We start from the raw sequence: 22,667 nt of genomic DNA on the forward strand, positions 1-22,667 counted from the left end.
GTAACGCCGTGGCAATATAGCGGTTAGTGGTGTTGATAGTTGACGACGTTGAGTAAGTGTTTGTCCGTTTGCACCATACACAATCCCGCGCGTTTTGCGCTGCGAACTTCATCGAGAATCGTCTGTAACAGAACGCCATCCTGCTGCTGATCTTTTTCCAGGTCGTGGAGAAAGTTGAGCGTTGGCGCGTCATTCATTGCTTTGGCTTCGTCGGTTAAGCGTGAGAGCGTGCTGGCGCGTTGCTGATACTCATCCAGCGTTTTTTGAAATAACTCTTCAAGACAGGTTAACTCTTCGCCGGGAACATCAATGGCTCTCACGATGGGGTTGGCGCCTGCGTTCTTCATAAAATTGAACATGCGCATCATCTGGGTCACGTTTCCCTGCGCCTGGGTACGAAGAAAGGTCGCCGTGCCGGTCAGACTGTGGTCAAAACACCAGTCGCTCAGGTGGAGGTAGAGGTTAGATGCGTAAAACTCAAGGTTCATTTGGGTGTTGAGCTTATGAACCATTCCAGCTGTCGCCATATCAATATCCTTATTTCCAGAAAGGGTGATGCGCGTTACTCATGTATGCGCAATGAATACTGTTAGCAGAATAAATCCGTTCTGCCGGTCCTTTATGTGATCAAAAAGCTGATTCCGTTGCCGATCGAAAATAAGCATAGCGCCAGTACGGCTATAAGAAAATCCTTAAATCCCAATGTTTATATTTTTTTACAGTTTGCTGAAGGTATATCGCTGACGGCGAATGTAAGAATATAACGAGTGTTGATATATATGATTGATTTTACGTGATTTTAATTTGATATTTATTTTTGAAATGATGTTTCATATCACAAAAGAAAATACACCGGCGTGTTAGGATCGAATAATTAGCGGGCGAAACAGTTCTGGCCGAAATTATCGACAACGTTTTTTGCGCCAGATCATTTTTGCCCATTTTTTAAATATAACCGAATGAACAATTTGTCATTTCGGTGTGATTAACACGAGTAAAGCGAGGAGTCGTAAATGAAAAAGGTCGCTGTCCTGCTGGCGCCAGGATTCGAAGAAGCAGAAGCCGTGGTCACTATTGATATTCTGCGTCGCCTGAATATTGATGTTGAAACGCTGGCCTGCGCGGAATCTCGCGCGGTGGTGAGTTATCACGACATTCCAATGGTTGCGGACAACACCCTCGCCGGGCGTCTGGACACGTTGTATGACGCCATCGTCTTGCCCGGCGGCCCGCAGGGGAGCGCTAATCTGGCCGCCAGCGCGCAGGTGATCGACTTCGTTTCCCGCCATGACGCTGCGGGTAAATTGATCTGTCCGGTCTGCTCCGCCGCAGCGCGGGTGCTGGGGGGCAATGGTCTGCTGAAAGGGCGCCGTTACGTCTGCTCTGGCGACCTATGGGAAAATGTGACTGACGGTGAATATGTTGATGCGCCGGTTGTGGAAGATGGCAATCTCTTGAGCGGCAAAGGGTTAGGGCATATTTTTGATTTTGCGCTGACGTTGGCTGCTCGTCTGTCAGGGGATGACGCTTCTGTTCGCGATCATGCCGATCATATTTACTATGCCTGGTAAAGCATATTTCCCCGGATGCGCCTGCATTCGGGGACAAGGATTTGCTGGCTGATGTTATGGACTAATCTGCTACCCCTTTTTTATTTGTCTGACAAAACCTTCTTTTTTTATGTCATTTTCCGCTGAATTTATGTACGCAATTACTGTAATTCTGCGGTGTGATGCCGCTCTCCTATGGAGAATCAATTTCCCGCTACAACTAACACCAGCACGGGTATCAATCCTTGGCTTTTAAGGTAATACCTTGTTTTACGGCTAAATTACAAAGAATCGTTCGATTTTACCCTACATAAAAGAACGCTAAAGCTGGAGTTAACCATGCACAAATTTACTAAAGCGCTGGCAGCCATCGGTCTGGCTGCCGTTATGTCACAATCCGCTATCGCTGAAACCATGAAGCTCGGTTTTCTGGTGAAACAACCGGAGGAACCCTGGTTCCAGACAGAATGGAAATTTGCCGATAAAGCCGGGAAAGATCTGGGTTTTGAGGTCATTAAAATTGCGGTGCCGGACGGTGAGAAAACCCTGAACGCCATCGACAGCCTGGCGGCGAGTGGGGCAAAAGGCTTCGTTATTTGTACCCCGGACCCGAAACTGGGTTCAGCAATCGTTGCAAAAGCGCGTGGGTATGACATGAAGGTGATCGCCGTGGACGATCAGTTCGTCAACGCGAAAGGTAAGCCAATGGACACCGTACCGCTGGTGATGATGGCGGCCACGAAAATTGGCGAGCGCCAGGGGCAGGAGCTGTATAAGGAGATGCAAAACCGCGGCTGGGATGTGAAGGAAACGGCGGTGATGGCGATTACCGCTAATGAACTGGATACCGCGCGTCGCCGCACATCCGGCTCGATGGACGCGCTGAAAGCTGCGGGCTTCCCGGAAAAACAGATCTATCAGGTTCCAACGAAATCCAATGATATTCCCGGCGCATTCGATGCCGCTAACTCTATGCTGGTTCAACACCCTGAAGTGAAACACTGGCTGATTGTCGGCATGAATGACAACACCGTGCTGGGCGGCGTGCGCGCCACCGAAGGTCAGGGCTTTAAGGCGGCGGACGTTATCGGCATCGGCATTAACGGTGTGGATGCGATCAGTGAACTGTCAAAAGCGCAGGCGACAGGATTCTACGGCTCGTTGCTGCCCAGCCCGGACGTACACGGCTATAAATCCAGTGAAATGCTCTACAACTGGGTAACCAAAGATGCGGAACCGCCAAAATTCACTGAAGTGACCGACGTGGTGCTGATCACCCGTGACAACTTCAAAGAAGAACTGGCGAAAAAAGGTTTAGGCGGCAAGTAACACAAATGCCGGATGGTGACGCGAAAACGGCTTATCCGGCCTGCGAATTGCGTATTCAGTAGGCCGGATAAGGCAACGCCGTCATCCGGCAAAATCCTGACTCACGGAGACGTTATGCAACAGCCCACCCCATATCTCTCATTTCGCGGCATCGGGAAAACGTTCCCTGGCGTTAAGGCGCTGACGGATATCAGTTTTGACTGTTATGCCGGTCAGGTGCATGCGCTGATGGGCGAAAATGGCGCCGGGAAGTCCACACTCTTAAAAATTCTCAGCGGCAACTATGCGCCCACCACGGGATCGCTGGCGATCCGTGGGCAAGAGATGACCTTTGCCGACACCACGGCTGCACTGAATGCCGGTGTCGCCATTATTTACCAGGAACTGCACCTCGTGCCGGAAATGACCGTTGCGGAGAATATCTATCTCGGCCAGCTCCCGCATAAAGGGGGGATTGTTAACCGGACGCTGCTCAACTACGAAGCCGGTCTTCAGTTACAACATCTGGGGATGGATATCTCCCCGGATACCCCGCTGAAATACCTCTCGATTGGCCAGTGGCAAATGGTGGAGATTGCGAAAGCGTTAGCGCGTAACGCCAAAATTATCGCTTTCGATGAACCGACCAGCTCGCTCTCCGCCAGGGAGATCGAGAACCTGTTCCGGGTGATTCGCGAACTGCGCAAAGAAGGGCGCGTCATTCTGTATGTGTCGCACCGTATGGAAGAGATCTTTGCACTGAGCGATGCCATTACCGTGTTTAAAGATGGCCGCTACGTTAAAACATTTACCGATATGCAGCAGGTTAACCATGACGCGCTGGTTCAGGCGATGGTTGGGCGCGATCTCGGCGATATCTACGGCTGGCAGCCTCGCGCCTGTGGCGCAGAGCGGCTGCGGCTGCAAGAGGTGAAAGCGCCGGGCGTTCGCGCGCCTGTCAGCTTATCCGTACGCAGCGGCGAAATTGTCGGCCTGTTTGGTCTGGTTGGCGCCGGGCGCAGTGAATTAATGAAAGGGCTGTTCGGCGGAACGCGCATCACCGGAGGGCAGGTGTTCATTGATGGGCAGCCCATTGATATCCGCAAACCGGCGCACGCGATTGCGGCGGGCATGATGCTGTGCCCGGAAGATCGCAAAGCGGAGGGGATCATTCCTGTGCATTCGGTTCGCGACAATATCAACATCAGCGCCCGACGTAAGCATGTGCTGGGCGGGTGCCTGATCAATAACGGTTGGGAAGAGAGCAATGCCGAACACCATATTCGCTCCCTCAATATAAAAACGCCAGGTGCTGAGCAACTCATTATGAATCTCTCCGGGGGGAATCAACAGAAGGCGATTCTGGGACGCTGGTTATCGGAAGAGATGAAGGTCATTTTGCTTGATGAGCCGACGCGCGGTATCGATGTCGGCGCAAAACACGAGATCTACAACGTTATTTACGCGCTGGCGGCGCGCGGTGTGGCCGTGCTGTTTGCCTCCAGCGATCTGCCGGAAGTTCTTGGTGTTGCCGACCGTATTGTGGTGATGCGTGAAGGTGAGATCGCCGGTGAATTACTTCACGAACAGGCGGATGAACGGCAGGCCCTGAGCCTTGCTATGCCTAAAGTCAGCCAGGCTGTCGCCTGAGTAAAGGAGAGTAAGATGTCTTCTGTAACTACATCCGGTTCTGGCGCACCTAAGTCGCCGTTTAGCTTCGGGCGTATCTGGGATCAATACGGCATGCTGGTGGTGTTCGCCGTCCTGTTCCTGGCGTGTGCGATCTTTGTGCCTAACTTTGCCACATTCATCAACATGAAGGGGCTGGGGCTGGCGATTTCGATGTCGGGTATGGTGGCGTGCGGGATGCTGTTTTGTCTGGCGTCCGGCGATTTTGACCTCTCCGTCGCCTCGGTAATTGCCTGTGCCGGCGTCACCACCGCCGTGGTTATCAATATGACCGAAAGCCTGTGTATTGGCGTGGCTGCCGGGCTGCTGCTGGGCATACTTTGCGGACTGGTGAACGGTTTTGTTATCGCGCGTTTAAAGATCAACGCCCTGATTACCACGCTCGCCACGATGCAGATTGTTCGTGGTCTGGCCTATATCATCTCTGACGGTAAAGCGGTAGGGATTGAAGATGAGCGCTTCTTCACCCTCGGGTACGCCAACTGGTTTGGGCTACCTGCACCGATCTGGTTAACGGTAGGGTGCCTGGTTATCTTTGGTTTATTGCTGAATAAAACCACGTTTGGCCGCAATACGCTGGCGATTGGCGGGAATGAAGAAGCGGCGCGTCTGGCCGGGGTGCCGGTAGTACGCACGAAGATCATTATCTTCGTTCTCTCCGGGCTGGTGTCGGCGGCGGCGGGGATTATCCTGGCGTCGCGTATGACCAGCGGCCAGCCAATGACCTCTATTGGTTATGAACTGATTGTGATTTCAGCCTGCGTATTAGGCGGTGTCTCCCTCAAGGGCGGCATCGGAAAAATCTCATATGTGGTCGCGGGGGTGTTGATTCTGGGGACGGTGGAAAACGCCATGAACCTGCTGAACATTTCCCCCTTTGCGCAGTACGTCGTGCGCGGCTTAATCCTGCTGGCAGCGGTAATCTTCGACCGTTACAAACAAAAGGCGAAGCGCACCGTTTAATGAAATAAACCGTAACTATTTAGTTTAGCTCCTCCCGATAGCCAGCCGCTACCCCGGCTGGCTATTGTCTTTCTAAATGGCGAGCAGCGTCACACTGTCTATACTTACATGGCTAATGGGGCCGATCCGCGCGCCTCAAAAACGATGATTAAGGAGGAGAACAGGGTGGCAGAACCGTTAACCGTATCCCCCGAACTGTCCGCAAACTATGCTTATTTTTTCGATCTTGATGGGACGCTGGCGGAGATTAAACCACACCCGGATCAGGTGGTGGTGCCGCACAATATTCTCCAGCTGTTACACCGCCTCTCGACGCATAACGCAGGGGCGCTGGCATTGATTTCAGGGCGCTCAATGGCTGAACTTGATGCGCTCTCAGCCCCCTTTTGCTTTCCCCTCGCCGGGGTGCATGGGGCGGAACGCCGTGACATCAATGGTAATACCCATATCGTGCGCCTTCCGCAGGCGATAGCTCGCGATGTCAGCGCGCAGCTGCACGCCGCGCTGGGAAATCTTCCAGGGGCGGAACTGGAAGCGAAAGGCATGGCCTTTGCGCTGCATTACCGGCAGGCGCCGCAGCATGAGGCGACGTTGCTGGCGCTGGCGCAGCACATTACGCAGAAATGGCCGCAGCTTGCGCTTCAGCCGGGTAAATGCGTGGTGGAGATTAAACCGAAAGGCGCGAACAAAGGGGAGGCCATTGCCGCGTTTATGCAAGAAGCGCCATTTGCAGGGCGTATCCCTGTCTTTGTGGGCGATGACTTGACGGATGAGGCGGGCTTTGACGTCGTCAATAATTTGGGAGGGATTTCAGTCAAAGTGGGTGCCGGGGCGACCCGGGCAACAGGACGTCTGGCAGGCGTTCCTGAGGTCTGGCGCTGGCTGGAAGAAATTAACAATCCACAACAAGAAAAAAAATTAATGAATGACAGGAGAGATGGCTATGGGTCGTTTAGTCGTAGTATCTAATCGAATTGCTCCCCCGGATAATAAAGGCGGCGCGGGTGGCCTGGCCGTTGGCGTACTGGGCGCGTTGAAAGCGGCGGGCGGATTGTGGTTCGGCTGGAGTGGCGAGACGGGCAACGAGGATAAGCCGTTAAAAAAGGTCACACGAGGCAATATGACCTGGGCGTCTTTTAATCTGAGCGAGCAGGACTACGAGGAATATTATTGCCAGTTTTCGAATGCGGTCTTATGGCCTGCCTTCCATTATCGACTCGATCTGGTGCAGTTCCAGCGCCCCGCGTGGGAAGGGTATTCACGGGTGAATGCGCTGCTGGCGGATAAGCTGCTGCCCTTACTGAAAGATGACGATATTATCTGGGTTCATGACTATCATTTATTGCCGTTTGCCAGTGAATTGCGCAAGCGGGGCGTGAATAATCGCATCGGCTTTTTCTTGCATATCCCTTTCCCGACGCCGGAAATTTTCAATGCCTTGCCGCCGCACGATACGCTGCTGGAACAACTGTGTGATTTTGACTTACTGGGATTCCAGACGGAAAACGACCGCCTGGCGTTTCTGGACAGTCTGTCAAGCCAGACCAGAGTAACCACGTGCGGCAGTAAGAGCCATTCGGCATGGGGGAAATCCTTCCGCACTGAGGTCTATCCTATTGGCATTGAACCTGACGAGATCGCACAACAGGCTTCCGGGCCGTTACCGCCGAAACTGGCGCAGCTAAAAGCGGAGCTGAAAAATGTGCAAAACATTTTTTCCGTCGAGCGTCTGGATTACTCCAAAGGATTACCGGAGCGTTTCCAGGCGTATGAAGCGCTGCTGGAGAAATACCCCCAGCACCACGGGAAAATTCGCTATACGCAGATAGCGCCGACCTCGCGCGGTGAAGTGCAGGCTTACCAGGATATCCGCCATCAACTGGAGACGGAAGCAGGGCGTATCAACGGTAAATATGGACAGCTTGGCTGGACGCCGCTCTACTATCTTAACCAGCACTTTGATCGCAAGTTGCTGATGAAGGTGTTCCGCTACTCGGATGTCGGGTTAGTGACCCCGCTGCGGGATGGCATGAATCTGGTCGCGAAAGAGTTTGTCGCCGCGCAGGACCCGGCAAATCCCGGCGTTCTCGTTTTGTCGCAGTTTGCCGGTGCGGCAAATGAGTTGACGTCCGCGCTCATTGTTAACCCTTATGATCGGGATGATGTGGCCGTAGCGCTCCACCGCGCGTTGACCATGCCGCTTGCCGAACGTATTTCACGCCACGCGGAAATGCTTGAGACGATTATTAAAAATGATATTAATCACTGGCAGCAACGGTTTATTCGCGACCTAAAGGATGTCGCGCCACGTAGCGCTGAAACGCTGCATCGCAATAAGGTCGCCACCTTCCCAAAGCTTGCCTGACGCCCGCTAATCACCGGCAAGCGGGACCAGCAATACATCAACTTCACTGGCGCTAACGACACTTTTCGCTGAGCAGGACGCTCGCGAAAAGAAGCTGTGATTATGATTGCCGCAAATGACCAAATCCACCTGCTGCTTACGACACACATCCAGAATATGCGCGCTTAACTCCCCGTAAGTAATGAACGTTTGTTCAATCGGGTAGTCGGCCTTCGCACTCAGTTTGTCGAGAAAATCCTGCGTCTCTTCATGCATCACCTCCCGCAAATCTTCCAGCATGGGGGCGGCGAATTGATTGTACAGCTCGGGATCAGAGGCGAGGGTAATCAGGCTAATGCGGGCATTGACGGGACGAGCAATGGAGACAGCTTTCGCTAACAGCTGCTGACTTTCGGGGGTAACGGCGACGGCGACAAGAATATGCGTATAGCTCATAACTCGCTCCTTATTGCAAGAATATGAGGTTTCTTCTTCAGCTTTACTCTGTTTAGTCGAATTCTGCAATGTTTTCCTGTGACGATAGTGTGAAGGTTATCATAATAATTCATTAATTATTCTTATAAATGGAATAGTGGCATAACGCACATTGTAAACGTTATTACGCGCTTTAACTTAAATCGACCAATTATGAAAACAAAATGTTAATTACGATGTAACAAAAATTAACTTGTTATGCATCATAGATACCGTCTATTGGTTAACCCTGCTTAATATTTAAGTGGTTGTTTAGAAACGATTAAATTATTTTATGTCCCCGACAGGAATATTCAGAAAGGGGGATATTTTCAGATGTTATTTTAACGGTGCTAAACATACCGCATGAGTGATTATTTACGCACATATTCGTGTATCTGGAATAGAAAAACTGAACGAAAGGCTAAAAAATAATCAAAATAAAAGTTCAACTGATGGATTTATGTTAAGTATTTGGATGATTTATGTGATCTGGATCACATATTTCTCAAATTCGCAGCCCGGCTCCGTTGTATGTGTTCGTGCTGACGAGTAGAGTTGCGTCGAATTAGGAAAAATCTTAGGCATTTTGTAATAAATCATGTAAACGTGTAAAAACCTGACACCCCATTAAGGGGGGTTTTACTGTATGCATCGGTGCCTGGGCGTGGCTATGCATTTGACCTTTTTGCTTTTTTTACCGGGGATTCCCGGCGACATCACGGGGTGCGGTTACACCGCATAAAAATAAAGTTGGTTATTCTGGATGGGAACAATGCATACATCCGAGTTGCTGAAACACATTTATGACATCAATCTGTCATATTTACTCCTTGCACAGCGTCTGATCGTTCAGGACAAAGCATCCGCGATGTTCCGCCTTGGTATCAGTGAAGAGATGGCGAACACGTTGGGTACTCTGACTCTTCCACAAATGGTTAAACTGGCCGAAACGAACCAGCTGGTATGTCATTTCCGTTTTGACAACCACCAGACAGTTACCCAGCTGACCCAGGATTCTCGCGTTGACGATCTTCAGCAAATTCATACCGGTATCATGCTTTCAACACGCCTGTTACACGATGTGAATCAGGCCGATGATGCGGCGCGTAAGAAAAGGGCTTGATGATGAGTGAAAAAAGCATTGTTCAGGAAGCTCGCGATATCCAGTTAGCGATGGAATTGATCTCTTTGGGCGCCCGTTTGCAAATGCTGGAAAGCGAAACGCAGTTAAGTCGTGGTCGCCTCATCAAATTATACAAAGAGTTACGCGGCAGTCCTCCGCCAAAAGGTATGCTTCCTTTTTCAACGGACTGGTTTATGACATGGGAGCAAAACATTCATGCCTCCATGTTTTGCAACGCCTGGCAGTTCTTACTCAAAACCGGTCTGTGCAGCGGCGTGGATGCGGTCATTAAAGCGTACCGTCTGTATCTGGAACAGTGCCCGCAGGCGGAAGACGGGCCATTGTTGGCGTTAACACGCGCATGGACGCTGGTGCGTTTCGTGGAAAGCGGGCTGCTTGAATTATCGACCTGTAATTGCTGTGGCGGGAATTTTATTACCCATGCGCATCAGCCTGCGGGGAGTTTTGCCTGTAGTTTGTGCCAGCCGCCGTCCCGCGCAGTAAAAAGACGTAAACTTTCCCAAAATGCTGCCGATATTATTCCACAACTGCTGGATGAACAGATCGAACAGGCTGTTTAACCGATACGGTGTGGACAAACACTCCAGCAGCGGTAAGTGATTACCGCTGCTTTTTTTTGCCTTGCCGACGTGTTATTCGCCCGACTGTACATCCTGTTTTAGTCAACAGCGGAAGGATGATGTCGTGCTTATCTTATTAGGTTACCTGGTAGTTCTCGGTACAGTTTTCGGTGGTTACATGATGACCGGCGGACACCTTGGAGCACTCTATCAACCGGCTGAATTCGTCATCATCGGTGGTGCGGGGATCGGGGCATTCATTGTCGGTAACAACGGCAAAGCGATCAAAGGGACGTTAAAGGCGATCCCGTTACTGTTTCGTCGTTCGAAATACACAAAAGCGATGTACATGGATTTGCTGGCGTTGCTCTATCGCCTGATGGCCAAATCACGCCAGCAGGGGATGTTCTCGCTGGAACGTGACATTGAAAACCCGAAAGAGAGTGAAATTTTTGCCAGCTATCCGCGTATTCTGGCCGACGCGGTCATGCTTGATTTTATCGTCGATTATCTGCGCCTGATCATCAGCGGCAACATGAATACCTTTGAAATTGAGGCGCTGATGGATGAGGAAATTGAAACCCACGAAAGCGAGGCGGAAGTTCCTGCCAACAGCCTGGCGCTGATGGGCGATTCATTACCGGCATTTGGTATCGTTGCGGCGGTCATGGGGGTTGTCCATGCGCTGGCTTCCGCCGATCGTCCGGCGGCTGAACTGGGGGCGCTGATCGCCCATGCGATGGTGGGGACATTCCTCGGGATTTTATTGGCCTATGGGTTTATCTCGCCACTCGCCAGCGTGCTGCGTCAAAAGAGCGCTGAAACCACCAAAATGATGCAGTGCGTAAAAATCACACTGCTTTCTAACCTGAACGGTTATGCGCCGCCGATCGCCGTCGAATTTGGTCGTAAAACATTGTATTCCAGCGAACGACCTTCGTTCATTGAGCTGGAAGAGCACGTACGCGCAGTGAGAAACCCGAACCAGCAGCAGACGACGACCGAGGAAGCATGAAGAATCAGCCCCATCCAATTATCGTCGTAAAACGGCGGAAACATAAGGGTCACGGCGGGGCGCATGGCTCCTGGAAAATTGCTTACGCCGACTTTATGACGGCGATGATGGCTTTTTTCCTCGTCATGTGGCTGATTTCTATCTCCAGTCCTAAAGAATTGATTCAAATTGCCGAATATTTCCGTACGCCGCTGGCAACAGCGATAACGGGCGGACATCGCATCGCGAACAGTGAAAGTCCGATCCCCGGCGGCGGCGAGGACTACACCCAGCAGCAGGGTGAAGTGAACAAGCAACCCAATATTGATGAACTGAAAAAGCGTATGGAGCAGAGCCGTCTGAGCAAATTGCGCGGCGACCTGGATCAGCTGATTGAGTCCGATCCCAAACTGCGCGCATTGCGGCCGCACCTGAAGATTGACCTGGTTCAGGAAGGGCTGCGCATTCAGATTATCGACAGCCAGAATCGCCCGATGTTTAAGACGGGCAGCGCGGAGGTTGAACCTTACATGCGTGACATTCTGCGTGGTATTGCGCCGGTGTTGAACGGTATTCCTAACCGCATCAGCCTTTCCGGTCATACGGATGATTTCCCGTACGCCAGCGGCGAACGGGGATACAGCAACTGGGAATTGTCGGCCGACCGCGCCAATGCTTCGCGTCGCGAGCTGGTGGTTGGCGGTCTGGATGATGGAAAAGTATTACGGGTGGTAGGCATGGCCGCCACGATGCGTCTGAGCGATCGCGGTCCTGATGACGCCATCAACCGCCGTATAAGTCTGCTGGTGTTGAACAAGCAGGCAGAAGAGGCCATTTTGCATGAAAACGCTGAAAGCCAGAATGAGCCGGTAAGTGTCTTACAACAGCCAGCGGCACTCCCGCCGGTAAGCGTTCCCACATCGCCACCAGCCAATCCGAGGTGATAGCGTGAGCATGGATATTAGCGATTTTTATCAGACATTTTTTGATGAAGCTGACGAGCTGTTGGCTGACATGGAGCAGCACCTGCTTGATTTGGCGCCTGAAGCCCCGGACTCTGAGCAACTGAATGCCATTTTTCGTGCGGCGCACTCCATTAAAGGCGGCGCAGGTACTTTCGGCTTTACCGTTTTGCAGGAAACAACCCACTTGATGGAAAACCTGCTGGATGAAGCCCGGCGCGGTGAGATGCAGCTCAATACCGACATTATCAACCTGTTTTTGGAAACGAAAGATATTATGCAGGAACAGCTCGACGCCTATAAAAGCTCGGAAGAGCCGGATGCCGCAAGCTTCGAATATATCTGCAACGCGTTACGTCAGTTAGCGCTCGAGGCGAAAGGGGAAACCGCTCCGGCGGTGGTTAACGCTGCCAAACTGAGCGTCGTCGACGGTACGGCGATACAGGAAGAGGCGGTCGCACAGGAAAACAGCGCGGAAGAGAGCAAACTGCGCGTGGTTCTTTCGCGCCTGAAAGCCAATGAAGTCGATCTGCTTGAAGAAGAGTTGGGCAACCTGGCCACCTTAACGGATGTGGTGAAAGGCGAGGATTCGCTGTCCGCGACCCTCGACGGCACGATTGCGGAAGATGACATCATTGCGGTGCTCTGCTTTGTGATTGAAGCCGATCAGATAGCCTTTGAGACGGTCTCCTCAGCCCCGGTCGCGCAGGTCGAAGAGCCTGTTGCCGTGGCAACTACGCCGCAACCGACCGCAGTGGTTCCTGTTGCCAAAGTCGCCGCCAGCGAACCGCAGTCCGGGCGCGCCGAGCGTGAAAAGCCGGCCCGTGAGCGAGAGTCAACCAGTATTCGCGTGGCGGTTGAGAAAGTAGACCAGTTGATCAACCTGGTCGGCGAACTGGTGATTACTCAGTCAATGCTGGCCCAGCGTTCTAATGAACTGGACCCGGTTAATCATGGCGATCTCATCACCAGCATGGGTCAGTTACAACGTAACGCCCGCGATCTGCAAGAGTCGGTGATGTCGATTCGTATGATGCCGATGGAGTACGTCTTCAGCCGCTTCCCGCGTCTGGTGCGCGACCTGGCGGGGAAACTGGGCAAACAGGTTGAACTGACCCTCGTCGGCAGCTCGACGGAACTGGATAAAAGTCTGATTGAACGCATTATCGACCCATTAACCCACCTGGTGCGCAACAGCCTCGATCACGGTATCGAGATGCCGGAAACACGCCTTGAAGCCGGGAAGAATGCGATCGGTAATCTGATCCTCTCCGCTGAACACCAGGGCGGCAATATCTGCATTGAAGTGACCGATGACGGCGCGGGGCTGAATCGCGAGCGCATTCTGGCGAAAGCTGTCTCTCAGGGGATGGCGGTCAACGAAAACATGACCGATGAAGAAGTGGGCATGTTGATTTTTGCGCCGGGCTTCTCCACCGCCGAGCAGGTGACGGATGTTTCCGGTCGCGGCGTGGGCATGGACGTGGTGAAACGTAACATCCAGGAGATGGGCGGCCACGTTGAAATCCAGTCGAAGCAGGGGACGGGTACCACCATTCGCATTCTGCTGCCGCTGACGCTGGCTATTCTGGACGGGATGTCCGTCCGCGTGGCGGGCGAAGTGTTCATTCTGCCGCTGAATGCGGTAATGGAATCGCTGCAACCGCGTGAAGACGATCTGCACCCGCTGGCCGGAGGCGAGCGCGTACTGGAAGTGCGCGGCGAGTATCTGCCGCTGGTGGAACTGTGGAAAGTCTTTGATGTCGTTGGCGCCAAAACTGAAGCCACGCAGGGCATTGTGGTGATCCTGCAAAGCGGCGGTCGCCGTTACGCACTGCTGGTTGATCAGCTTATTGGACAGCACCAGGTGGTAGTGAAAAACCTGGAAAGCAACTATCGCAAGGTGCCAGGCATTTCTGCGGCGACGATTCTGGGCGACGGCAGCGTGGCGCTGATCGTTGATGTCTCCGCATTGCAGGGTTTAAACCGTGAACAACGTATGGCGATCACAGCCGCCTGATTGAGTGAGAAAGGTAATTATATGACCGGTATGAGTAATGTAACCAAACTGGCCGGCGAGCCGTCAGGTCAGGAATTCCTGGTATTTACACTGGGAGATGAAGAGTACGGTATCGACATCCTGAAAGTGCAGGAGATCCGTGGCTACGATCAGGTCACGCGCATCGCCAACACGCCTTCTTTTATTAAAGGGGTGACGAACCTGCGCGGCGTGATTGTGCCGATTGTCGATCTGCGCGTGAAGTTTTGCCAGGGCGACGTTGAGTATAACGATAACACGGTGGTCATCGTGTTGAATCTGGGACAACGCGTGGTAGGGATTGTGGTGGACGGCGTGTCTGACGTGCTGTCGCTGACGGCGGAGCAAATTCGCCCGGCGCCGGAGTTTGCCGTTACCCTGTCTACGGAATATCTGACCGGTCTGGGCGCGCTTGGCGAACGTATGTTGATCCTGGTGAACATTGAGAAACTGCTGAACAGCGATGAGATGGCGCTGCTTGATATCGCCGCTTCCCACGTTGCATAACCGTTGACTGCCCGTGCCGGATGGCGCTTTGCTTATCCGGCCTACGGGTGAGGCGCTCTCTGTTTGTGCCGGATGGCGCTTCGCTTATCCGGCCTACACATGACTCATCACTGTATGTAGGCCGGATAAGGTGTTTACACCGCCATCCGGCAAATACATTACCCCACTAACTGCTGCGGAACGCGCTCTTCCGCGTCCTCTTCCAGCAAACCTTCATTCTGCGCCAGCATCGCGGTGGCAATCCCGTTTCCTAACACGTTAATGGCGGAACGTCCCATATCAAGAAAATGGTCAATCCCCATCAGCAACAAAATGCCCGCCACCGGAATATTGAAGCTCGGAATCGTGGCGGCCAGCACCACCAGCGCAGAACGCGGTACGCCTGCAATTCCTTTTGACGCCAGCATCAGCGTCAGCATCAGCACCGTAATTTCCGCAAAAGAGAGATGAATATTATAAGCCTGCGCGATAAACATCGACGCGAAAGAGCAGTACACCATTGAGCCGACGAGGTTAAAGGAGTAACCAATAGGCAGCACAAACGACACGATGTTACGTGAGCAGCCAAACTTCGTCAGTTGTTCCAGCGTTTTCGGGTAAGCGGCTTCAGAGCTGCTGGTAGTAAAGGCGACCAGCACCGGATCTTTCAACATGCTGACTAACCGGAACACCTCTTTTTTCAGCACTATATAGCCCACGGCCAGCAGCACCAGGCAGGTCAGCAGAATCGCCACATAGTAGCCGCCGATAAACGACGCGTAGTTAAGCAGAATCCCCAACCCCTGAGTGGCGATCACCGAGGAGATCGCGGCAAAAATGGCCAGCGGCGCAACGTACATCACGTAGCCAGTCACCTTCAGCATAATATGTGAAACCACATCCAGGGCGGCGACCAGCGGCGCGTTGAATTTCTCGCCAAGCGACGCGCCGCCAATACCGAAGAACATGGAAAACACGACGATCTGCAAAATTTCGTTATTGGCCATCGCCCCGGCAATGCTGGTCGGAATGGTGTGCGACAGGAATCCTTTTAAGCTCATACCGCCCACCGCAAGCCCGGTGTCGACCGATTCTGCCGGAATTGCCAGATTCAGACCGCTGCCCGGATGCTCAATCGTCACGATAAACAGCCCCACCAGAATGGACAACACGGAAGAACTGATAAACCAGACCATCGCTTTACCGCCAACGCGGCCGATAGTGGCGGTTTCGCCCAGACGCATGATGCCCACGGTCAGCGTGCTGAAGACCAGCGGGGCAATCACCATTTTAATGAGCCGTAAGAAAATATCGGTGAGGAGCGTGATGTTATCGGACCAGGCGGCGATCGCCTCCTGTGACGCGTAAGAGTGAATCACCGCGCCTGACAGGATGCCTGCCAGCATGAAGATCACGATAAATAACGTGAGTTTGTTTGCACTTGCCACTGAAAAGCCCTCTGGCTGGATTTAACATGTTGTTGTCAGTAACGCTTTTGTTTTATTTATTGAGTCGCACTGAAATATTCATCATATAAATTGAATTAAAGCGCAGGGGGATACAACTATTTTTTATTATTTATTCATTTTGTTGTGTTCTGACGGCTGTGCTTATGTGATCGGAGTCACATAAGCATCGTTTTTGTCGGCAAAATGCAAACTGTCCAGGAAGGTGATGAATGTTAATATAATGATAATAATGATGTTTTTCTGTCAATGTCTGGTTGCCGCCCCAAAACCGCCAGCCGCGATCTGCCGATCGGCGCTTCCTGCTTCTATTTCCTTTTCGCAAATGTAAAGTTCTCTTCTCTGGTGCCGATAACGTTGATAACTCGTTTTCAGGAAGGTGCCTTATGTTTAACCGTATCCGCGTTGTCACAATGCTGATGATGGTGCTGGGGGTTTTCGCACTGCTACAGCTTGTTTCCGGTGGTCTGTTGTTTTCGTCATTACAGCAGAACCAGCAAAGTTTTGTTATTTCAAATGATTTACGCCAGCAGCAGAGCGAACTGACCTCGACATGGGATCTCATGCTGCAAACGCGTATTAACCTGAGCCGTTCTTCGGCCCGCATGATGATGGATGCCTCTAATCAGCAGAGCAGCGCGAAAAACGACCTGCTGAAAAACGCTAAAAGCACGCTGGAGCAGGCGGCAACGCATTATGCCAACTTCAAAAATATCAATCCGCTGCCGGAGATGGCGGAAGCCAGCGGCAATGTGGATGAAAAATACCAGCAATACCATGCGGCGCTGGAGGAACTGGTTCAGTTCCTCGAAAACGGCAACATGGATGCCTACTTCGCGCAGCCAACCCAGGGGATGCAGAACGCACTTGGCGAAGCGCTGGGCAAATACGCTGGCGTGAGCGAAAAACTGTACAGCAAGGCGTTTGATGAGAGCGCGCGTGACTACCATTTTGCCCAGTGGCAATTGGGTATTCTGGCCGTTGTCCTGGTGCTGATTCTGGTTGTGGTGTGGTACGGCATTCGTCATACCTTGCTGAATCCGCTGGCGCGAGTGATTGCCCATATTCGTGATATCGCCAGCGGCAACTTGACCAATACGCTGACCGTCTCCGGGCGCAATGAGATCGGCGAACTGGCGGGAACTGTTGATCATATGCAGCGTTCGCTGATAGAGACGGTGACTCAGGTACGTGAAGGGTCTGACGCCATCTATTCCGGCACCAGCGAAATCGCTGCGGGCAACACCGATCTCTCCTCCCGTACCGAGCAGCAGGCATCGGCGCTGGAAGAGACGGCTGCCAGCATGGAACAGCTCACCGCGACGGTGAAACAGAACGCCGACAACGCCCGTCAGGCGTCGCACCTGGCGCAAAGCGCCTCCGACACCGCGCAACACGGCGGGAAAGTGGTGGATGGCGTGGTCAACACCATGCATGAAATTGCCGACAGCTCGAAGAAGATCGCCGACATCATCAGCGTTATCGACGGCATTGCATTCCAGACCAATATTCTGGCGCTGAACGCTGCGGTTGAAGCCGCGCGCGCCGGGGAGCAAGGGCGCGGGTTTGCGGTGGTGGCAGGGGAAGTGCGTAACCTGGCAAGCCGCAGCGCGCAGGCGGCGAAAGAGATCAAAGCGCTCATTGAAGATTCCGTTTCGCGGGTGGATACCGGCTCCGTGCTGGTGGAAAGCGCCGGTGAAACGATGAGAGACATTGTTAACGCCGTGACCCGCGTGACGGACATCATGGGTGAAATCGCGTCGGCTTCCGATGAGCAAAGCCGCGGGATCGATCAGGTGGCGCTGGCCGTCTCTGAGATGGATCGCGTCACGCAGCAGAACGCCTCGCTGGTGCAGGAGTCGGCGGCCGCAGCGGCCGCGCTGGAAGAGCAGGCCAGCCGTTTAACGATGGCGGTATCCGCGTTTCGTCTGGCATCTCGCCCATTAACCGTAAAAACAGACCTGAATACAACCGCAGCGGCGTCGCGTACAGCGCAACCGCGCCAGCTTGCAACTGAACAAGATACTCACTGGGAAACATTTTGATCGTCTTTTAATCGTGGCCTTTGCCGCCTAATGGGAGCGTTGATGTTTAATCGTATTCGAATCTCGACCACGCTGTTTTTAATCTTGATCCTCTGCGGTGTTTTGCAGATTGGCAGTAATGGCTTGTCCTTTTGGGCATTTCGCGATGGTTTTCAGAGTCTGAACCAGGTCGAGCAGAGTAATCAGCAACGCGCAGCATTGGCGCAAACACGCGCCGTTTTATTACAGGCCAGTACCGCGCTGAATAAAGCCGGGACGTTAACCGCGCTGAGCTATCCGCCCGAGGATATCAAACAGCTGATGACCACCGCCCGGGAAAGCCTGGCGCAGTCCGGCGTTGTGTTTAAAGGTTTTATGGCGACAGGGGCGAGTACGGAAGAGGGGAAAGCGTTACAGGCCGCCACGGAAAAAAGTTATACGCAGTGGTATAGCGATCTGGAGCATCAGGCCACCTGGCTTGAAAGCAACCAGCTGTCGGATTTTCTGACCGCGCCGGTACAGGCATCGCAGGACGCCTTTGACGCCAACGTCACTACCTGGCAGCAGAATATCAACCGTGTTCTGGAGACGGCCAGCGAACAGGGGAAAGACAATTATCACCGCTCGGCGATCATTTTTATCACGATGGTGATCGTCGCCGCGTTGTTAACCACCGGGGCGCTGTTCTGGTCACGCAAAATGATTGTTCAGCCGTTGGCGATTATCGGCAGCCATTTTGACAGCATTGCGGACGGAAACCTGGCGCGGCCAATCGCCGTGTATGGGCGCAACGAGATTTCCGCTATTTTCGCCAGCCTGAAGGCCATGCAGCAGGCGCTGCGCGAAACGGTCAGCGACGTGCGGCAGGGCAGTTTAGCGATGCATACCGGCATTTCGGAAATCGCGATGGGCAATAACGATCTGTCGTCGCGTACCGAACAGCAGGCGGCGTCGCTGGCGCAAACCGCAGCCAGTATGGAGCAGCTAACGGCAACGGTCGGGCAGAACGCCGATAACGCCCGTCAGGCCTCCGGTCTGGCGAAAAGCGCGGCGGATACCGCGAAAAAAGGCGGCGACCAGGCTTCGCGTATGGCCAGCACAATGCAGGATATTGCTGCCAGTTCGCAGAAAATTGGCGACATCATCGGCGTTATCGACAGCATTGCGTTTCAGACCAATATTCTGGCGCTGAATGCGGCGGTCGAAGCGGCGCGGGCCGGTGAGCAGGGGCGCGGTTTTGCCGTTGTCGCAGGCGAAGTGCGTAACCTGGCGAGCCGTAGCGCACAGGCGGCCAAAGAGATTAAAGGATTGATTGAGGAGTCCGTAAACCGTGTGCATCAGGGATCGCAACTGGTGGACACCGCCGCGAATACCATGACGGAGATCGTCAGTTCGGTAACCCAGGTGAACGACATTATGGGCGAAATCGCCTCGGCCTCCGATGAACAGCGCCGAGGAATTGAGCAGGTGGCGCAAGCCGTCAGCCAGATGGATCAGGTGACGCAACAAAACGCCGCGCTTGTCGAAGAAGCCGCCGCCGCCACCGACCAGTTAGCGAGCCAGGCAGACCATCTCTCTGCCCGTGTCGCGGTATTTAAGCTTGAAGAGCAAGTCGTAACACAACAAGAGTCGGCGCCGCCGCAAGCGGTACCCGTTGTATCCTGAATGTGATTGAGAAGGCGCTATGACATCATCGCTGCCCACCGGGCAAACGTCATTATTGTTACAGATGACACAGCGCCTCGCGCTGTCTGACGCGCATTTTCGTCGGATATGTCAATTAATCTACCAGCGCGCGGGAATCGTGCTGGCGGACCACAAGCGGGATATGGTTTACAACCGCCTGGTCCGTCGCCTGAGAACGCTGGGGCTGGATGATTTCGGCCGTTACCTCAGCATGCTGGAAGCCAACCAGAACAGCGCTGAGTGGCAGGCTTTTATTAACTCATTGACCACTAACCTGACGGCCTTCTTCCGTGAAGCGCATCACTTCCCGGTACTGGCGGAGCACGCGCGTCGCCGCAACGGGGAATACCGTGTGTGGAGCGCGGCGGCCTCTACCGGAGAGGAACCCTACAGCATCGCCATTACGCTGGCGGATGCCTTAGGGATGGCGCCGGGGCGCTGGAAAGTTTTCGCCAGCGATATCGACACCGAAGTGCTGGAAAAGGCGAGAAGCGGGATTTACCGTCAGGACGAGTTGAAAACGCTGTCGCCACAACAGTTGCAGCGTTATTTCATGCGCGGTACAGGCCCGCATGAAGGGCTGGTGCGCGTGCGACAGGAACTGGCTAATTACGTTGAGTTTTCCACCCTCAACCTGCTGGATAAACAGTACAACGTTCCCGGGCCATTCGACGCGATATTTTGCCGTAACGTCATGATCTATTTTGATAAAACAACGCAGCAGGACATTCTGCGTCGTTTTGTTCCACTCCTTAAGCCTGACGGACTGCTGTTTGCGGGTCACTCAGAAAACTTTAGCAACCTCGTGCGCGACTTTAGCCTGCGCGGACAGACGGTGTATGCGCTAAGTAAGGACAAAGCATGAGTAAAATCAGGGTGTTGTCGGTTGACGATTCAGCGCTGATGCGCCAAATCATGACCGAAATTATTAACAGCCATAGCGATATGGAAATGGTGGCGACGGCGCCCGATCCGCTGGTTGCCAGGGATTTAATCAAAAAATATAACCCCGATGTGCTGACGCTGGATGTGGAAATGCCGCGCATGGACGGTCTCGATTTCCTTGAGAAACTGATGCGCCTGCGTCCGATGCCGGTGGTTATGGTCTCCTCTCTGACCGGGAAAGGTTCAGAGGTGACGCTGCGCGCGCTGGAACTGGGGGCGATTGATTTTGTCACCAAGCCTCAGTTGGGCATTCGCGAGGGGATGCTGGCGTACAGCGAGATGATCGCAGAGAAAGTCCGCACCGCGTCACGCGCTCGCCTGGCGGCGCATAAGCCGATGGCTGCGCCTGTGACGCTAAAAGCGGGGCCGCTGCTCAGTTCTGAAAAACTGATCGCGATTGGCGCCTCGACGGGGGGAACTGAGGCCATACGTCATGTGCTGCAACCGCTGCCGCTTTCCAGTCCGGCGGTGATCATCACCCAGCATATGCCGCCCGGTTTTACCCGTTCGTTTGCCGAGCGGTTAAATAAGCTCTGCCAGATTAGCGTGAAAGAGGCGGAAGACGGCGAACGCGTGTTGCCAGGCCATGCCTACATCGCCCCCGGCGACAAGCATATGGAGCTGACGCGCAGCGGGGCGAACTATCAAATCAAAATTCATGACGGGCCGCCGGTTAACCGCCATCGCCCGTCAGTGGATGTGCTGTTTCATTCGGTCGCAAAACATGCGGGGCGCAATGCGGTAGGGGTCATCCTTACCGGCATGGGCAACGATGGCGCGGCCGGAATGTTAGCGATGCACCAGGCTGGCGCCTGGACTATCGCGCAAAATGAAGCAAGTTGTGTGGTGTTCGGCATGCCGCGCGAGGCCATCAATATGGGTGGCGTGAGCGAAGTGGTCGATCTTAGCCAGGTAAGCCAGCAGATGCTGGCGAAAATCAGTGCCGGACAGGCAATACGTATTTAACGAGGAGTATTTTTTTATGGCGGACAAAGAGCTCAGATTTCTGGTTGTGGATGACTTTTCCACCATGCGTCGCATCGTGCGCAACCTGCTAAAAGAGCTGGGTTTCAATAACGTCGAAGAGGCCGAAGATGGCGTTGACGCACTGAACAAATTGCAGGCAAGCGGCTTTGACTTCGTAATTTCTGACTGGAACATGCCCAACATGGACGGTCTGGAACTGCTGAAAACGATTCGCGCTGATGGCGCAATGGCGTCATTGCCGGTGCTGATGGTGACCGCAGAAGCGAAGAAAGAGAACATTATCGCGGCTGCGCAGGCGGGTGCCAGCGGCTATGTGGTGAAACCGTTCACTGCGGCGACGCTGGAAGAGAAACTCAACAAAATCTTTGAGAAACTGGGCATGTGAGGGTCTGAGTATGATGCAACCACAAATTAAACCTGTTGATGAGCATTCAGCAGGGGACATCATTGCGCGCATCGGCAGTCTGACCCGAATGCTGCGTGACAGCCTGCGTGAACTGGGGCTGGATCAGGCGATAGCAGAAGCGGCGGAAGCGATTCCTGACGCGCGCGATCGTCTGGACTATGTTGTACAGATGACGGCGCAGGCGGCGGAACGTGCGCTGAACAGCGTTGAAGCCTCTCAGCCACACCAGGATGAAATGGAGAAGGGCGCCAAAGCGCTGACCAAACGCTGGGATGAGTGGTTCGAAAACCCGATTGAACTCGCCGACGCCCGCGAACTGGTTACGGATACGCGTAAATTCCTCGGTGATGTGCCGGGGCATACCAGCTTCACCAATGCGCAACTGCTGGACATCATGATGGCGCAGGATTTCCAGGATCTCACCGGTCAGGTTATCAAGCGCATGATGGATGTGATCCAGGAGATTGAGCGTCAGCTGCTGATGGTATTGCTGGAAAACATCCCTGAGCAAAATTCACGTCCGAAACGCGAGAATGAAAGCCTGCTCAATGGCCCACAGGTCGACACCACCAAAGCCGGCGTTGTCGCCAGCCAGGATCAGGTGGATGACCTGCTGGATAGCCTCGGGTTCTGATGCG

The 22,667-nt window shown here is 53.5% G+C and carries 21 protein-coding genes; 18 read left to right on the top strand and 3 right to left on the bottom strand.

Translation table 11 applies throughout. The features are described 5' to 3' along the window. Positions 1–23: 23 nt before the first annotated feature. Positions 24–527 (bottom strand): non-heme ferritin-like protein, encoded by a 504-nt coding sequence (locus tag OGX84_RS13210; protein WP_012131943.1) that lies wholly within the window; start codon positions 525–527, stop codon positions 24–26. A gap of 486 nt (positions 528–1,013) precedes the next feature. On the opposite strand from OGX84_RS13210, the gene OGX84_RS13215 reads away from it, so the two are divergent. The 6 genes from OGX84_RS13215 to otsA all read left to right on the top strand — a co-directional run bounded on the left by OGX84_RS13215 (position 1,014) and on the right by otsA (position 7,875). Next, the gene (locus OGX84_RS13215; protein WP_047463114.1) at positions 1,014–1,571 is read left to right on the top strand and encodes a DJ-1 family glyoxalase III; all 558 of its coding nucleotides are present in this window, start codon (positions 1,014–1,016) and stop codon (positions 1,569–1,571) included. A gap of 318 nt (positions 1,572–1,889) precedes the next feature. After that, positions 1,890–2,879 carry an arabinose ABC transporter substrate-binding protein AraF gene (gene araF, locus OGX84_RS13220; RefSeq protein ID WP_112001987.1) on the top strand — a complete coding sequence of 330 codons (990 nt, stop codon included), beginning with the start codon at positions 1,890–1,892 and terminating at the stop codon, positions 2,877–2,879. Between the two features lie 114 nt (positions 2,880–2,993). Continuing rightward, positions 2,994–4,508: an arabinose ABC transporter ATP-binding protein AraG gene (gene araG, locus OGX84_RS13225; RefSeq protein WP_058669288.1), complete on the top strand. Its 1,515-nt coding sequence runs from the start codon at positions 2,994–2,996 to the stop codon at positions 4,506–4,508. Positions 4,509–4,523: 15 nt separating this feature from the next. After that, positions 4,524–5,510, top strand: coding sequence for an arabinose ABC transporter permease AraH (gene araH / locus OGX84_RS13230; protein WP_112001988.1), 987 nt, complete (start codon positions 4,524–4,526; stop codon positions 5,508–5,510). A 165-nt stretch (positions 5,511–5,675) separates the two neighbouring features. Further along, a complete protein-coding gene (gene otsB / locus OGX84_RS13235; RefSeq protein WP_024130243.1) occupies positions 5,676–6,479 on the top strand; it encodes a trehalose-phosphatase in 804 nt (267 codons plus the stop codon). Next, the gene (gene otsA, locus OGX84_RS13240) at positions 6,454–7,875 is read left to right on the top strand and encodes an alpha,alpha-trehalose-phosphate synthase (RefSeq protein WP_112001989.1); all 1,422 of its coding nucleotides are present in this window, start codon (positions 6,454–6,456) and stop codon (positions 7,873–7,875) included. Before otsB ends, otsA begins: the two co-directional genes overlap by 26 nt. Positions 7,876–7,881: 6 nt before the next feature. Here otsA and uspC read toward each other — a convergent pair whose 3' ends face one another. After that, positions 7,882–8,310, bottom strand: coding sequence for a universal stress protein UspC (gene uspC, locus OGX84_RS13245; RefSeq protein ID WP_012131952.1), 429 nt, complete (start codon positions 8,308–8,310; stop codon positions 7,882–7,884). Positions 8,311–9,103: 793 nt separating this feature from the next. Here uspC and flhD point away from each other — a divergent pair. From flhD to cheW, 6 genes are all read left to right on the top strand, one after another. Then, complete coding sequence (gene flhD / locus OGX84_RS13250; RefSeq protein WP_024130245.1) at positions 9,104–9,454, top strand: flagellar transcriptional regulator FlhD; 351 nt, start codon at positions 9,104–9,106, stop codon at positions 9,452–9,454. A 2-nt stretch (positions 9,455–9,456) separates the two neighbouring features. After that, positions 9,457–10,035, top strand: a complete 579-nt coding sequence (flhC, locus tag OGX84_RS13255; RefSeq protein WP_024130246.1) for a flagellar transcriptional regulator FlhC — start codon at positions 9,457–9,459, stop codon at positions 10,033–10,035. A gap of 124 nt (positions 10,036–10,159) precedes the next feature. Further along, on the top strand, positions 10,160–11,050 hold the full coding sequence (gene motA / locus OGX84_RS13260) for a flagellar motor stator protein MotA (protein WP_047463125.1): 891 nt from the start codon (positions 10,160–10,162) through the stop codon (positions 11,048–11,050). Next, positions 11,047–11,973: a flagellar motor protein MotB gene (gene motB, locus OGX84_RS13265; RefSeq protein ID WP_012131957.1), complete on the top strand. Its 927-nt coding sequence runs from the start codon at positions 11,047–11,049 to the stop codon at positions 11,971–11,973. The genes motA and motB overlap by 4 nt, the downstream gene beginning before the upstream one ends. Positions 11,974–11,977: 4 nt before the next feature. Beyond that, positions 11,978–14,011 (top strand): chemotaxis protein CheA, encoded by a 2,034-nt coding sequence (gene cheA / locus OGX84_RS13270; RefSeq protein ID WP_112001990.1) that lies wholly within the window; start codon positions 11,978–11,980, stop codon positions 14,009–14,011. A gap of 21 nt (positions 14,012–14,032) precedes the next feature. Continuing rightward, positions 14,033–14,536, top strand: coding sequence for a chemotaxis protein CheW (cheW, locus tag OGX84_RS13275; protein WP_024130249.1), 504 nt, complete (start codon positions 14,033–14,035; stop codon positions 14,534–14,536). A gap of 158 nt (positions 14,537–14,694) precedes the next feature. Here cheW and OGX84_RS13280 read toward each other — a convergent pair whose 3' ends face one another. After that, the gene (locus tag OGX84_RS13280) at positions 14,695–15,963 is read right to left on the bottom strand and encodes a dicarboxylate/amino acid:cation symporter (RefSeq protein ID WP_012131961.1); all 1,269 of its coding nucleotides are present in this window, start codon (positions 15,961–15,963) and stop codon (positions 14,695–14,697) included. Positions 15,964–16,367: 404 nt separating this feature from the next. Between OGX84_RS13280 and tar the strand changes: the two genes are divergently transcribed. Genes tar through cheZ form a run of 6 tightly spaced genes read left to right on the top strand, consistent with a single transcriptional unit; the run spans position 16,368 to position 22,663 of the window. Further along, a complete protein-coding gene (tar, locus tag OGX84_RS13285; RefSeq protein ID WP_112001991.1) occupies positions 16,368–18,026 on the top strand; it encodes a methyl-accepting chemotaxis protein II in 1,659 nt (552 codons plus the stop codon). A 42-nt stretch (positions 18,027–18,068) separates the two neighbouring features. Beyond that, on the top strand, positions 18,069–19,670 hold the full coding sequence (tap, locus tag OGX84_RS13290) for a methyl-accepting chemotaxis protein IV (RefSeq protein ID WP_286458068.1): 1,602 nt from the start codon (positions 18,069–18,071) through the stop codon (positions 19,668–19,670). Between the two features lie 19 nt (positions 19,671–19,689). After that, a complete protein-coding gene (gene cheR, locus OGX84_RS13295; RefSeq protein ID WP_134769323.1) occupies positions 19,690–20,556 on the top strand; it encodes a protein-glutamate O-methyltransferase CheR in 867 nt (288 codons plus the stop codon). Continuing rightward, positions 20,553–21,602 (top strand): protein-glutamate methylesterase/protein glutamine deamidase, encoded by a 1,050-nt coding sequence (gene cheB / locus OGX84_RS13300; RefSeq protein ID WP_012131966.1) that lies wholly within the window; start codon positions 20,553–20,555, stop codon positions 21,600–21,602. Before cheR ends, cheB begins: the two co-directional genes overlap by 4 nt. Positions 21,603–21,618: 16 nt before the next feature. Further along, entirely contained in the window at positions 21,619–22,008 is a 390-nt protein-coding gene (gene cheY, locus OGX84_RS13305; RefSeq protein ID WP_012131967.1) for a chemotaxis response regulator CheY, read from the top strand. Between the two features lie 10 nt (positions 22,009–22,018). Further along, positions 22,019–22,663, top strand: coding sequence for a protein phosphatase CheZ (gene cheZ / locus OGX84_RS13310; protein ID WP_012131968.1), 645 nt, complete (start codon positions 22,019–22,021; stop codon positions 22,661–22,663). Positions 22,664–22,667: the final 4 nt, after the last annotated feature.

This window comes from Citrobacter sp. CK202 (assembly GCF_030333225.1).
Lineage (GTDB): Bacteria > Pseudomonadota > Gammaproteobacteria > Enterobacterales > Enterobacteriaceae > Citrobacter_B > Citrobacter_B koseri.